This window comes from Microbacterium sp. NPDC091662, from assembly GCF_044756705.1.
In the GTDB taxonomy this organism is placed as follows: domain Bacteria; phylum Actinomycetota; class Actinomycetes; order Actinomycetales; family Microbacteriaceae; genus Microbacterium.
The window spans coordinates 415,360-428,590 of record NZ_JBIVTM010000002.1; the positions used below are offsets into that span (position 1 = coordinate 415,360).

9 protein-coding genes and 1 tRNA gene are annotated in these 13,231 nt (G+C 68.7%); 5 read left to right on the plus strand and 5 right to left on the minus strand.

The window, feature by feature from the left end; all coding sequences use genetic code 11:
- The first annotated feature begins 16 nt into the window (after positions 1-16).
- The 3 genes from ACIQLD_RS15255 to ACIQLD_RS15265 are packed head-to-tail and all read left to right on the plus strand — an operon-like array spanning position 17 to position 3,303.
- Positions 17-1,387: an ABC transporter substrate-binding protein gene (locus tag ACIQLD_RS15255; RefSeq protein WP_402609253.1), complete on the plus strand. Its 1,371-nt coding sequence runs from the start codon at positions 17-19 to the stop codon at positions 1,385-1,387.
- Between the two features lie 6 nt (positions 1,388-1,393).
- Positions 1,394-2,359 (plus strand): carbohydrate ABC transporter permease, encoded by a 966-nt coding sequence (locus tag ACIQLD_RS15260; protein ID WP_402609255.1) that lies wholly within the window; start codon positions 1,394-1,396, stop codon positions 2,357-2,359.
- Positions 2,356-3,303 carry a carbohydrate ABC transporter permease gene (locus ACIQLD_RS15265; RefSeq protein WP_402609257.1) on the plus strand — a complete coding sequence of 316 codons (948 nt, stop codon included), beginning with the start codon at positions 2,356-2,358 and terminating at the stop codon, positions 3,301-3,303. The genes ACIQLD_RS15260 and ACIQLD_RS15265 overlap by 4 nt, the downstream gene beginning before the upstream one ends.
- Here ACIQLD_RS15265 and ACIQLD_RS15270 read toward each other — a convergent pair.
- The gene (locus ACIQLD_RS15270) at positions 3,300-3,884 is read right to left on the minus strand and encodes a TetR/AcrR family transcriptional regulator (RefSeq protein ID WP_402609259.1); all 585 of its coding nucleotides are present in this window, start codon (positions 3,882-3,884) and stop codon (positions 3,300-3,302) included. The genes ACIQLD_RS15265 and ACIQLD_RS15270 overlap by 4 nt on opposite strands.
- 94 nt (positions 3,885-3,978) lie before the next feature.
- Here ACIQLD_RS15270 and ACIQLD_RS15275 point away from each other — a divergent pair, with 94 nt between their 5' ends.
- Complete coding sequence (locus tag ACIQLD_RS15275) at positions 3,979-6,264, plus strand: glycoside hydrolase family 3 C-terminal domain-containing protein (RefSeq protein WP_402609261.1); 2,286 nt, start codon at positions 3,979-3,981, stop codon at positions 6,262-6,264.
- Positions 6,265-6,268: 4 nt separating this feature from the next.
- On the opposite strand, the gene ACIQLD_RS15280 is transcribed toward ACIQLD_RS15275, so the two are convergent.
- From ACIQLD_RS15280 to ACIQLD_RS15295, 4 genes are all read right to left on the minus strand, one after another.
- The gene (locus ACIQLD_RS15280; protein WP_402609263.1) at positions 6,269-8,863 is read right to left on the minus strand and encodes a family 78 glycoside hydrolase catalytic domain; all 2,595 of its coding nucleotides are present in this window, start codon (positions 8,861-8,863) and stop codon (positions 6,269-6,271) included.
- 101 nt (positions 8,864-8,964) lie between these two features.
- Entirely contained in the window at positions 8,965-10,578 is a 1,614-nt protein-coding gene (locus ACIQLD_RS15285; RefSeq protein WP_402609265.1) for an MFS transporter, read from the minus strand.
- Positions 10,575-12,050: a DUF2252 domain-containing protein gene (locus ACIQLD_RS15290; protein WP_402609267.1), complete on the minus strand. Its 1,476-nt coding sequence runs from the start codon at positions 12,048-12,050 to the stop codon at positions 10,575-10,577. Before ACIQLD_RS15290 ends, ACIQLD_RS15285 begins: the two co-directional genes overlap by 4 nt.
- A gap of 183 nt (positions 12,051-12,233) precedes the next feature.
- Positions 12,234-12,944: a potassium channel family protein gene (locus tag ACIQLD_RS15295; protein WP_402609269.1), complete on the minus strand. Its 711-nt coding sequence runs from the start codon at positions 12,942-12,944 to the stop codon at positions 12,234-12,236.
- Positions 12,945-13,133: 189 nt separating this feature from the next.
- Here ACIQLD_RS15295 and ACIQLD_RS15300 point away from each other — a divergent pair.
- Positions 13,134-13,222 (plus strand) — tRNA-Ser (locus tag ACIQLD_RS15300).
- Positions 13,223-13,231: the final 9 nt, after the last annotated feature.

A 13,231-nucleotide genomic window follows, 5' to 3' on the forward strand; every position in this document is an offset into this window, starting at 1 on the left:
CATGGAAGGACAGACAATGAAGTCACCAACGAAGGCCATGGTCGCCGGCATCGCCGTGCTCGCGACGGTCGGCGCGCTCGCCGGCTGCACGTCCAGCGGCGACGGCGACAACGCCGACGGGCGGCTCGAACTGCGCGTCGCGACGTTCCCACCGGGAGCGGACGCTGCCGCCTATGATGCGTTCGCCGCTCAGGAGAAGCAGTTCGAGAAGGAACATCCCGACATCGACATCATCGGCGTCGAGTACGAGTGGGAAGGCCCGACCTTCGCCGTGCAGCTCGCCGGCGGAAGCCTGCCGGACGTCTTCACCGTGCCGTTCACCGACTCGAAGACGCTGCTCGAGAACGGGCAGCTGATGGATGTGACCGACGCGATCGAGAAGCTCGGCTACACCGACAAGTTCAACCCGATCATCCTCGACGGGGTCACCGGCTCCGACGGCAAGATCTACGGGTTCCCGCGGCAGGCGTACGCCGCCGCACTGCACTACAACCGCGACCTGTTCGAGCAGGCCGGGCTCGACCCCGACAACCCGCCGGAGACCTGGGACGGGATCCGCGAAGCTGCCAAGAAGATCGCAGATGCCACGGGCAAGGCCGGGTACGCCCAGATGGCGATCAACAACACCGGCGGGTGGCAGCTGACCTCGCAGACCGTCGCCCGCGGCGGTCGCACGCAGACCGACAACGGAGACGGCACGGCCGAGTCGACGATCGACAACGACGCGACCAAGGCCTCGCTGCAGTTCCTGCACGACGTGAAGTGGGAGGACAACGCCTTCGGCTCGAAGGTCGACCTCGACTGGGGGACCATCAACCAGGAGTTCGCGGCTGGCAACATCGGCATGTACACGTCGGGTTCCGACATCTACACCGCCCTCGTCCGCGACTTCGGCATGGACTCGGACATCTACGGCATGACGGTCGTGCCGATGGAGGGCGACGACCCCGGCACGCTCGGCGGCGGAGACATCGCCGTGATCAGCCCCACGGTCGACGACGCGACGAAGGAGGCAGCGGTCACCTGGATCGACTGGTACTACATGCAGAAGCTGATGGACAAGGATGCGGCCGTGCTCGATGCCAAGACGCTGAACGAGTCCGGCCAGGCGGTGGGCACCCCGCTGCTCCCGGTGCTCAGCCGTGAGCTGTACGACGAGTCGCAGGTGTGGATCGCCGACTACATCAATGTTCCGGTCGAGCAGATGGCGCCGTTCAGCGATCGCATCTGGGACCAGACACCGGTGGGTGAGCCGAAGGTGAAGACGCAGGAGGTCTACGCGCTCCTCGACACCGTCGTGCAGAAGGTCCTGACCGACCAGAACGCCGACATCGACGCCCTCCTGGCCCAGGCGCAGACCGACGCGCAGGCGAAGCTCGACGAGTAACACTTCATGACGATGACGCTCTCCGAGCAGCGGGCGGCGGTGGAGGATTCTCCGCCGCCCGCTGTGCGCTCCTCCCGCCGCCGCTCGCCGCTCACGTGGTTCCGCGGCGGCGGGCTCGCGAACCTCCTGTTCGTGCTCCCGATGCTGTTCGTGTTCGTGTTCTTCTCGTGGTCGCCGATCGTGCAGTCGGTGATCATGAGCCTGCAGAAGACGAACCTGATCGTCTCCGAGTGGGTCGGATTCGACAACTATCTCGCCGTGATCGGCGACCCCGAGCTCGGCCGCGCCGTGATCAACACGCTGTGGTTCGCCGTGCTCGCGCTGCTCTTCGGGTTCCCGCTGCCGCTGCTGATGGCCGTGCTGATGAGCGAGGTGCGCCGTGGCAAGGGCATCTACTCGGCGCTCGCCTACCTGCCCGTCGTGATCCCGCCGGTCGTCGCGGTGCTGCTGTGGAAGTTCTTCTACAGCGCCGACCCGTCCGGTGTGTTCAACACGGTGCTCGGATTCGTCGGCATCCCGCCGCAGCCGTGGATCCAGGACGCGGTGCAGGCCATGCCCTCGCTCGTGCTGGAAGCCACCTGGGCCGGGGCCGGAGGCTCGATCATCATCTACCTGGCCGCGCTCCTGGGCGTGCCCCCCGAGCTCTACGACGCCGCTGAGGTCGACGGCGCCGGCATCTGGAAGAAGGTCTGGCACGTCACGCTGCCGCAGCTGCGCGGCATCCTCTTCATCATGCTGATCCTGCAGGTGATCGCGACCGCGCAGGTCTTCCTCGAGCCGTTCCTGTTCACCGGCGGCGGCCCTGCCGGCGCGACCAAGACCGTGCTGCTGTACATCTACGACAAGGCCTTCCGCAACAGCCTCGGCGGCGACTACGGCGAGGCGACGGCCGTCTCGGTGCTGCTCGCGATCGTCCTCGCCCTGCTCTCCTGGCTGTACTTCAAGCTGACCGACCGTTGGAGCACGACGTGAGCCTCACCACCCGCCTCTCGACCCGTGCCGCGGAGAAGGCGGCGGAGAAGGCCGCCGATCGCGTCGGCGACCGCACGGTCATCTCCGACTCCGAACGTCGGCGCCCCGGCATCCGCATCGGGATGTCGCTCACGCACGTGTTCCTTGCCGTCGGGTTGGTCATCGCCGGGCTCGGTCCGATCCTGTGGCTCGCGAAGTCGGCGATCACCCCCACGCAGGACACCCTGCAGCAGCCGTTCGCGCTGTGGCCGAACGGCATGGACTGGGAGAACCTGTCGACCGCGTGGAACGACATCCACATCGACCAGTACTTCTTCAACACGGTGATCATCGCGCTCGGCGCCTGGTTCGTGCAGCTGTTCATCGCGACGACCGCCGGCTACGCGCTGTCGGTGCTGCGTCCGAAGTACGCGCCGATCCTGAACGCGCTGGTGCTGGCGACGCTGTTCATCCCGGGCATCGTGCTGCTGGTGCCGCTGTACCTGACGATCGTGCATCCGCCGCTGCTGGGAGACGTGAGCCTGCTCAACAACTACCTCGCCGTCTGGTTGCCGATGGGGGCGAACGCCTTCAACATCCTGCTGGTGAAGCGGTTCTTCGACTCGCTGCCGCGAGAGGTGTTCGAGGCGGCCCGCACCGACGGCGCCGGACCCTTCCGGCTGTTCTGGTCGATCGTGCTGCCGATGTCGAAGCCGATCCTCGGCGTGGTCTCGGTCTTCGCCATCATCGCCGCGTGGAAGGACTATCTGTGGCCGATGCTGGTGCTGCCCGACCCAGCGGTGCAGCCGCTGTCGGTGCGCCTCCCCGCCGTGCAGTCGCAGACCGAGCTCGACGTGTTCCTGGCGGCGCTGGCGATCGCGACACTCATCCCGATCGCGATGTTCCTGGTCTTCCAGTCGGTGTTCCTGCGCTCGGCCGGACTCGGGGGTGCCGTGAAGGGCTAGTCGCCGGACGGCGGTGCCGGCGGATGCAGGGCGTCGATCAGGGCGCCCATGATGCCGGGCATGTCGACGGTGGGGTCGATCATCCACTGCAGTTGGAGTCCGTCGGATGCGGCCTGGATCACGCGGGCGAGCGTGTCGGGGTCGAGGGCGGAGCGTCTGTCGTCGGTGCCGAAGTTGTCGGCGATCGAGTCGCGCAGGCGGGCGCTGCGGTCCAGGAAGTAGTCGTGGGCGGGGTGTTCCGGGTCGGCGGCGTCCACAGAGAGGCGCGAGAACAGGGCGACGAGACCCGGGACCTCGGTGTTGTGTCGGATCACATCGATGAACGCGGCCCTGGCCTCGGCGTCGCTGAGCCCCGCGGGGTCGAGGCCGTCGTGCTCGTCGCGTTTGCGGAGCACCTCGGTGAAGAGCTCCTCCTTCGAGCCGAAGTAGTGCAGGAGCGCGGCGGGTGTGACGCCGACGACCTCGGCGATCTCCTTGAGGGAGGCGTTCTGGTATCCCTTGCGCCCGATCACGTCGAGGGCGCTCTCGAGGATCTCCTCGCGTCGCGCCACGCCTTTCGCATACGAACCCCGTCGTGCCATGCCTCGACCCTAATCCTGAATGTCGTTTGAAATCTAATACTGAAGGGCATATGGTTTTCGCAAGGACATCGACGTCGCCCGCGAAAGGAACACCATGACCGAGAACTCGGCTTCCGACCTCACCCTCGAGGAGAAGGCGTCGCTCACCAGCGGTGCGGACTTCTGGACCACGAAGGCCATCGACCGCGTGGGCATCCCGTCGGTGATGATGACCGACGGTCCGCACGGCCTGCGCAAGCAGTCCGGCAGTACCGACCACCTCGGCCTTGCGAGCAGCGTCCCCGCCACCTGCTTCCCGCCCGCCGTCGGCATCGGTTCGTCGTGGGACGCCGAGATCATCGAGCGCGTGGGCGCGGCGATCGGTGTGGAAGCCGCGATCGAGAACGTCGCCGTCGTGCTCGGCCCCGGCATCAACATCAAGCGCTCGCCGCTGTGCGGGCGCAACTTCGAGTACTTCTCGGAAGACCCGATCGTGTCCGGCATCCTCGGAGCCGCCTCGGTCCGCGGCGTCCAGTCGAAGGGCGTCGGCACCTCGCTCAAGCACTTCGCGGCGAACAACCAGGAGTTCGACCGCATGCGTGCGAGCTCCGACGTCGACCCCCGCCCGCTGCGTGAGATCTACCTGCGCGGGTTCGAGCGCGTCGTGAAGGATGCCTCGCCGTGGACCGTCATGTGCTCGTACAACAAGCTCAACGGCGTCTGGACCTCGGAGGACCCCTGGCTGCTCACCAGCGTGCTGCGCGACGACTGGGGCTTCGACGGCCTCGTCGTCTCGGACTGGGGTGCCGTGAACGACCGTGTGACCGGCGTCGCCGCAGGTCTCGACCTGGAGATGCCGGCCTCGGGAGGGCGCACGGATGCGCAGCTCGTCGCGGCCGTGCGTGCGGGAGCGCTCGATGAGAGCGTGCTCGACACCGCAGCAGGCCGTGCCATCGACCTCGTGCGCAAGGCCGGGGAGCGGCCGGCCGTGGCAGGTCCGCTCGATGTCGACGCCCACCATGCGCTCGCGCGGGAGGCGGCCGGTCGCTCCATCGTGCTGCTGAAGAACGAGGGCGCGCTGCTTCCGCTCTCCGCCGACCGGAAGATCGCCGTGATCGGTGCGTTCGCGACCGAGCCGCGGTTCCAGGGCGCGGGCTCATCGCTGATCAACCCCACCCGGGTCGACAAGGCGCTCGACGAACTTCGTGCCGTGGGCGGCGAGAACGTCTCCTATGCTGCGGGCTTCGCCGTCGACGGCGGCACCATCGCGGCGTCCGGTCGGACCGCCGACGATCTGCGGGCAGAGGCCGTCGGCGTCGCCGCGGAGGCGGACGTGGCCGTGCTGTTCCTGGGCCTTCCCGCCGCCGAGGAGTCGGAGGGCTTCGACCGCGATCACATCGACCTGCCGGCCGGTCAGCTCGCCGTGCTCGACGCCGTGCTCGAGGTCAATCCCCGCGTCGTGGTCGTGCTGTCCAACGGTGGCGTGGTGGCGCTGCCCTTCGCCGACCGCGTGCCGGCCATCGTCGAGAGCTGGTTGCTCGGCCAGGCCGGCGGCGGCGCTGTGGCCGACGTGCTCTACGGCGCGGTGAACCCCTCGGGCAAGCTCACCGAGACCGTGCCCGTGCGGCTCGAGGACAACCCGTCGTTCGGCAACTTCCCGGGCGAGTTCGGACACGTGCGTTACGGCGAGGGTCTGCTGGTCGGATACCGCTGGTATGACGCGAAGGGACTCGAGGTGACGTACCCCTTCGGGCACGGACTCTCTTACACGACGTTCGAGTACGGCACGGCGACGGCAGAGGTCGGCGCCGACGGCGACATCGTGGTGCGCGTCGACATCACCAACTCCGGCGATCGCGACGGACGCGAGGTCGTGCAGGTCTACCTCGCACCGGCGGCGTCGATCGTGCAGCGTGCCCCTCGTGAGCTCAAAGCCTTCTCTTCGGTCGCGCTCGCTGCGGGGGAGACCCGCACGGTCGAGCTCGTCGTGCGGCGCGAAGACCTCGCGTACTGGGACATCCGCGTCGACCGCTGGGTTGTCGAGGGCGGCGAATACACCGTCGACGTGGCCGCGTCCAGTCGCGACATCCGCTCGACTGTGGCGGTCGAGGTCTCCGGTGACGCGGTGCACCAGGAGCTGACGATGAACTCCTCGATCGGCGACCTGATCGCGCACCCGATCGCCGGCCCCATCGTGCAGCAGGCGCTGGGCGGCCTGATGGGCGGGCTCGGCGGCGATGCGGCGGCGGCGTCGATGATGCCGAACGACGAGGCGATGCAGAAGATGATGGCCTCCTTTCCGATCGGACGCCTGGCCGGATTCCCCGGGCTCCCGGTCGACTTCGAGCAGATCGAGCAGCTGATCGCCGCGGCGAACGCAGGCGGTCCCGCCGCCGGCTGACCCGTCACGGATGCAGAGGCACGGCGCGCGTGTGTGCGCCGTGCCCGAGCTGCTCAGGGGCTGTGCCGAGGAGGTCGAGTTCGGCGGTCGCGCCCACCGGGACCACGAGGTCGAGGTGCAGCTGGTCCGCTGCGATGCGCCATGAGATCGAGGCTTCGCCGTAGGGTGTGCGCTGGATCGCCGAGGCATGGGTGAGCCCGCCGCCGGGACGCGGAGCGAAGCGGATGCGACGGTATCCGGGCTCTACGGGTGCGAGCCCGGCGACGCTGCGGTGCAACCAATCGGCGACGGCTCCCAGCGCGTAGTGGTTGAACGAGGTCATGGTCCCGGGATTCACGGTGCCGTCGGGGAGCATCGCATCCCACCGCTCCCAGATCGTGGTCGCGCCCTGCACGACCTGGTACAGCCATGACGGGCAGCCCTGCTCGAGAAGAAGGTCGTAGGCGGCCTCCGTGTGGCCGGTGAGGGTGAGCGCATCACAGACGAGCGACGTGCCCACGAAACCGGTCGCGATGCGGTTGCCGGCGGCGCGCACGAGCTCGGCGAGACGCGTCCCGGCCGCCGCCCGCTGAGTCTCGTCGGCCAGCAGATCGAACACGATGGCCAGGGCGTAGGCGGTCTGCGCATCGGAGGTCATCGTGCCGTCGGGCTTCACATACCCACCTCGGAACGCGGCGGCGACCTCGGCGGCGAGGGTGTCGTACCGAGCCGCGTCGGCAGAGCGTCCGAGCACACGAGCCATGTCCGCGACGGCTCGTGCCGACCGGGCGAAGTAGGCCGTGGCGACGAGGTACCGATCGGTGCGGGCATCTCCCGGATCCTGGGGGGGAGCCGCGGGATCGAGCCAGTCGCCGAGCTGGAAGCCCTCGTTCCACAGGCGGTCGGGTCCGGCCAGCGATTCCACCTTGTCGACCCATCGGCGTGCGCTCTCGAACTGCGTCGCCAGAACGCCCTCATCTCCGAAGCGCTGGTACAGGGTCCAGGGCAGCAGCGTCGCCACGTCTCCCCAGGCGGCACCGGCGCGGATCGGAGACCACACCTTGTGCGAGGGGATCACCGGTACGAACCACGGGACCGTGCCGTCGGGCAGCTGGTCGGCCTCGACGTCTCGGAGCCATCCCGACAGCATCCCCGAGACGTCGAACAGTGTCGACGCGGTCGGTCCGAACACCTGCACGTCGCCCGTCCACCCCACGCGCTCGTCACGCTGCGGGCAGTCGGTGGGGATGTCGACGAAGTTGCCGCGCATGCCCCAGACGACGTTGCCGTGCAGCTGTGCGACCAGGGGATCGGAGCACGTGAACCACCCGGTGCGCTCGAGGTCGGTGTGCAGCACACGCGCGGTCAGAGCGCCGTCCGCAGCATCCGCATCGAGGTCGCCCGGCCAGCCGGAGACCTCGGCGTATCGGAAGCCGTGGAACGTGAACCGCGGCTCCCACTCCTCGCCGCCGGGGCGTCCGGCGAGTGTATAGGCGTCGCTGGAGCGTGCGCTGCGCAGCGGCCGCGTGTAGATCTCGCCCTCTTGCAGAACCTCCGCGGTGCGCAGCGTGACGGTCGTGCCGCGCGGACCGGTCACGCGGATGCGCACCCTTCCCACGAGGTTCTGCCCGAAGTCGAGGATGCGGGCGCCGCTGGGTGACGTGAGCACGGCGACGGGAGCGACCTCTTCGGTCACCCGGACGGGCGGTGCCGTCGGTGCGACGAGGGTGCGCGGATCACGGTCGCGCACCGTGACCGGCAGCCACTGCGCGTCGTCGAAGGTGGCGATCGTCCACTCCGGGAGCTCCTCACGCGCGTCGTAGTCCTCGCCGTCGTAGATGCCGGAGCGGAGGATGGGGGAGAGTGCGCCCTTCCATGAGTCGTCGGTCACGATCGTCTCGCGTCGTCCGTCGACGTAGGAGATCTCCAGCTGGCCGAGGAACGAGAGATCGCTTCCGAACACGTTGCGGTAGCCGCCGCGCCAGCCGAGACGGCCGCGGTACCAGCCGTCGCCGAGCCAGGCGCCGAGCGCATTCTCCCCGTCGACGAGCAGGTCGGTCACGTCGTAGGTGTAGTAGCGCAGCCGCTCGCGATAGACCGTCCATCCCGGTGAGAGCGTGTCGGAGCCGACCCTCATGCCGTTGATCTCGGTTTCGTACAGGCCGTGCGCGCTGGCGTAGAGCCGGGCGCGGGAGATCTCCGCGTCGAGCCGGAAGCTCCGCCGCACCAGAGTGGCGCGGCGGGCGTCGCTCTCCGGGTCTTCGTCGAGGTCGAGCCCGATCGGACGCGCCGACCAGTCGTCGGGGTGGAGGAGGCCGGCTTCCACCCAGGTCTGCGGGCTCTCGGCCGACCAGCGGCCGTCCGCACCCTGCACCGCCACGCGCACACCCACCCGCTCGCGGGAGTCGAGCGCACGGGTCGGCCAGGGCACCAGGACCTGCTCGGCGGACGTGACCTCGACGGTCTCCTCGCCGTCGTCGCGCACCAGCGTGATGATGTAGCGCTCCTGGCGCCAGCCGTCGGGGGCATCCGTTGTGGTCCAGCTCAGACGCGGCGTGCGCTCGCCGATGCCGAGCGGTTCGCGGTGGTGCTCGATGCGGGGCGCGGAGACGGTCGTCATGGTCCTCATCCTCGCCGATCCCGGCGTCGACGGCGGTGTCGATCCCGGTGTCGGTGGCGGTGTCGATGCTCGGATCGACATCCCCGCCCGGTCAGCCCTGGTCAGCCGGTCTCCTGGCCGTGCCGCCTGCGGGCGTCGTTCGTGTGGGGTATCCCCTTCGAGAAGAAGAGCGACAGCAGACTGATGAGGATGAGCCCGAAGAACGCGATGCGCAGCGACGAGAGCTGCGAGTCGCGGTAGACCGTGGCGAGCGTGTCGGCGTCGTCGTCGTCCAGTCCGGCCTTCTCGGCGATGGCGGCGACGTCGGCTGCGGGCACGATGGTGACTCCATGCTGCGTGGCGCTCGCCACGGTCGCCCGGGTGGTGTCGGGCAGGTCACTCGCCGCGACCCCCGAAGCGAACGAGGTCGACAGCGCACCGATGAGGATCGAGCCGATCAGTGCCGTCCCGAGCGACGAGCCGAGGTTCTGGAACACGCCCTGAAGCCCACCCACCTCGCTCGTCTCCTTCTCGGTCACACTCGACATGTTCACGTTCCCGAGCTGGGAGGCGAGCAGTCCGAGGGCTGCTCCGGCGAGGAACATCCCGGTCGCGAAGAAGCCGCTGCGCAGGTCGCTGGTGGCGGAGCCGAGCAGGATGAGGGCGCTGACGACGAGTGTCAGTTGTCCGATCCGCACGATCGTCCGCGGCGACAGCGCGCGAGAGAGTCGGGTACCCACGATCGAGAACAGCACGAGGGCGATCGAGAGGGGGAAGATCCGGATCCCGGTCTCCAGCGCATCGAGGCCGAGGGTCATCTGCAGATACACCGGCACCATGAAGAAGAGCCCGGCTGTCACGGTGTACTGCGCCCCGAGCACGGTGAGTCCGCTGCGGAGCGACGTGATCGAGAACATCCCCACGTGGATGAGCGGCGACCGGCCGAGGCGTTCGAGCAGGCGCTGACGCGAGAAGAACAGGGCCAGGAGCACGACGCCGAGCACGATGAACCAGGCGGCGGGAGAGATGCCGAGAGGGGCGATCGCGACGCCGCCGATCGTCGGCGGGTTCAGCGGCAGCACCCATCCCCACGTCTTGCTCTGCAGCATCCCGAACACCACCGCGACCAGCCCGACCGATGAGAGCGCGACGCTGAGGAGGTCGATGCGCACGCTCTGCCGCGGCGTCGGATCGGTGACGATCCGGGCGCACAGCACCACGCCGATCATGATGATCACCTCGGCGGCGAACACGTAGCGCCAATCGAAGTAGGTCGTGACGAATCCGCCGATCAGTGGTCCGGCCGCGACGGCCGCCCCTGACACGGCGCCGATGATCGCGAACGCCGTGATGCGCTCACGACCGCGGTAGTTGTCGGCGACGAGGGCGGCGATCGCCGGGATGACGAGCACGGCACCCAGGCCTTCCACGACCGACCAGCCGAGGAAGAGGAACTGCACGTTCGGGCTCAGCGCCGTGATCAACGACCCGACGGCGTACACGCACGAGCCGATCACGAACGCCCTGCGCCGGCCCCACACGTCGCCCAGCCGCGCGCCCAAGAGCATGAACGCCGCCATCGTGAGGGTGTAGAACGTGATGGCGCCCTGCATCGCCGCGACGGTGGTGTCGAGGTCGGAGACCACCGTCGAGATCGACACGTTCATCACGGTGCCGTCGAGCACCATCACGAACTGCGCGGAGCCGAGGACAGCGATGACCCCCCAGCGCTTCATGACTGCTCCTTCGTCGGAGTGGCGTTCATCGACGGCAGCCTCCCGGAGGCGAGGGCGTCGCGGAGTGCCGTGTAGTCGCGGTCGTTCTGGTCGGCGTACGTATCGGCGAAGGCGCAGATCGCCTGCTCGAAGGCTCGACCTCGACCGAGGTAGCCCGCGATCTCGAGACGATCTCCGCCTCTGGCGTGTGCGCGGGCGAGCGTCTCGCCGCAGATGCGGGCGTATAGCGCCGCCCCGCGCGGGGTCATGGTGTCGGGATCGATGCCGCCCTTCCAATCGTGCAGCTGGCGCACGTAGAAGTCGCGGGTGATGCCGTCGGCACCGGTCACCCGTTGCCAGCCGAGGAAGATGTCGCTGGCCGCCTGCATGAGCCGCTGCCCCCGCACGACCCGCTCTCCCTCGGTGTCCTGTCCCCCGGGTCCGAGGAACCGCTCCAGCACGGATGGCTGCGCGGTCTTCGCCTGCAGCAGCAGGGGATCGCCGTCGTCCCTGCCGCTGAGGAGGATGACCCAGGCGCGTGTGCCGACGCTCCCGATTCCTCCGACGGTCCGCGCCATGTGCCGGTAGCGGTACTCGGAGATCGGATGTCGGTCGCCTGGCAGAGTGTCCTGGTACGAGGCCAGGAGCTCGCGCATGATGGCGAGGTCGTCGAGCTGGGTGCCGACCTCCGGCACCAGATCTTCGACCGGGGTGACCAGGGGCGGGTTCGCGATGATGCGCAACCGGCCGTCGGCGACGTGCACGAGTTTCGCGAATGATCGCCTGCGATCGCGCGAGCGGGCCTTCTTCACGGCGGCGTCCAGCCGCGCGACCGTCTCGTCGTCCACCTGCTGTCGATCTCGCTCCGCCCTGATCCGGCGGCGCGCGCTGCCGGCGTCGAAGCGGTCGTACCAGGCGTCGAGGACGTGCGCATCGGCCGCGCGCCGCATCGCCTTCCGGTAGCCGACCACTGCCGCGCGCACACTCGCGCCGGTCTGCTCCGACGTGAAGCCGCGATGGCGGCCGGCCACGGCGAAACTCGTCGCCAGGCGCTTCACATCCCACTCGAACGGGCCGGGGAACGTCTCGTCGAAGTCGTTCATATCGAAGAGGAGTCGACGCTCCGGAGTGCCGAACAGGCCGAAGTTCGACAGGTGCGCGTCGCCGCACAGCTGCACGGTGATGTCGGTGTGTGCAGCGGTGGACAGGTCGGAGGCCATCAGCAGGGCCGCGCCCCGGAAGAAGGCGAACGGTGAAACCGACATCCGTTCGTACCTCAACGGCACGATGTCGAGATCGCGCGTGCTCGCCTGGCTCTCGAGCAGCGCGATCGGGTCGGGGCGGTCCGTTGCCGGAACCCACGGACCTTGTCGCGATCGAGGAGCACGAGCGCGGGCGTCGCGCCCGCGACTTCGTCTGGCGACGAACGCCGGTGCGACCGCGTCCGGTGCCGCGAACTCGTCGCGCTCCTCCGCGAATCCCGTCTCCACCATGTCGCACCTCGCCGTCTGTCGACAGCGCAGGAGCCGGAGGACCGGAGGTGGGTCCCCGGGTCGGGTGCGGGCGGCGTCGCACCTTTCATCGTCGCAGCCCGCGGACTGAGCGTGGACGGGGCGTCACCCCTTTCGGGCGAGGGTGCGCAGGTGACAGCGACCCGCCTCGTCCATCCAGCAGGCTCAGACCTCGGGTGTGGTCGTGGCTTTCGCGCTCGCACCGCGCATGATCCGCGCGACCGCGGTGATCAGGAACAGCTGCCCGGTGATGCCCTCGGCGATGGCGATCCCCTGCCCCGTCGTGCCCACGGGAACCAGGTTGCCGTATCCGGTCGTGGTCAGCGCGGTGAACGAGAAGAACAGCTGGTTGCCGAGCGAGTCGAGGCTTTCCGTGCCGAACATCGGGTCAGGGGAGATCTGCGAGATGAGGTTGTAGACGAAGGCGAAGAACATCCCGACCAGGATGTAGGCCGTGATCGCGGCCAGCAGCGCTTCCAGGTCCAGGCCCCGCCGGGTGACCTGGTGCGCGATGATCGCCCACGGAGCGACCAACAGCGCGACCATCGATGCGGCGGACAGCGGGATCGCGAGCACGGGGCCGTCGACGCCGAAGAGTGTGGCGATGACGGCGGCGGCACCGGCGACCGAGAGCACCGCCCACGACACGCGCTGCACGAGGTGCCGGGCGCGGGTCACGTAGAACACCATCGCCACCGTCGCCAGCATGGCGAGGAACGCCCAGGGGCTCGGGTCCGTGCTCGGCTGCGCAGCGCAGAAGGCGTACGAGACGATGAGCAGGCCGAGGATGATCGCGTAGCCGCGGGCCTGGCCGTCCCTCGCACGATGCGAGAGAACGCGGGCGTTCTCCGTGTCCACGGTGTCTGAGCGGGGCATGATCGGTCCTCTTCCGTGCGGTGGACGCTGCGTGCCCACGATGTGCGGCAAGTATCCCAGCGCGAGCGCGCATCCCCGCTCAGCGCGGGTGCGCGTCGGTCAGAAGGGGAGTCGGGGGTGCCGGTTCGTCACCGCTCGTCCGACCCGTTATGATGGCTAGGTGCATCCGTGCTTTCGGGTCGGATGCCTGGAGACGTCGCATAGTCCGGCCGAGTGCACCACCCTGCTAAGGTGGAGTCCCCTCACGGGGACCAGGGGTTCAAATCCCCTCGTCTCCGCAGAAGAAC

Coding starts and splice junctions, on each gene's coding strand:
- ACIQLD_RS15255 (WP_402609253.1), top strand. CDS start 17: ATGAAGTCACCAACGAAGGCCATGGTCGCCGGCATCGCCGTGCTCGCG.
- ACIQLD_RS15260 (WP_402609255.1), top strand. CDS start 1,394: ATGACGATGACGCTCTCCGAGCAGCGGGCGGCGGTGGAGGATTCTCCG.
- ACIQLD_RS15270 (WP_402609259.1), bottom strand. CDS start 3,884: ATGGCACGACGGGGTTCGTATGCGAAAGGCGTGGCGCGACGCGAGGAG.
- ACIQLD_RS15275 (WP_402609261.1), top strand. CDS start 3,979: ATGACCGAGAACTCGGCTTCCGACCTCACCCTCGAGGAGAAGGCGTCG.
- ACIQLD_RS15280 (WP_402609263.1), bottom strand. CDS start 8,863: ATGACGACCGTCTCCGCGCCCCGCATCGAGCACCACCGCGAACCGCTC.
- ACIQLD_RS15285 (WP_402609265.1), bottom strand. CDS start 10,578: ATGAAGCGCTGGGGGGTCATCGCTGTCCTCGGCTCCGCGCAGTTCGTG.
- ACIQLD_RS15290 (WP_402609267.1), bottom strand. CDS start 12,050: ATGGTGGAGACGGGATTCGCGGAGGAGCGCGACGAGTTCGCGGCACCG.
- ACIQLD_RS15295 (WP_402609269.1), bottom strand. CDS start 12,944: ATGCCCCGCTCAGACACCGTGGACACGGAGAACGCCCGCGTTCTCTCG.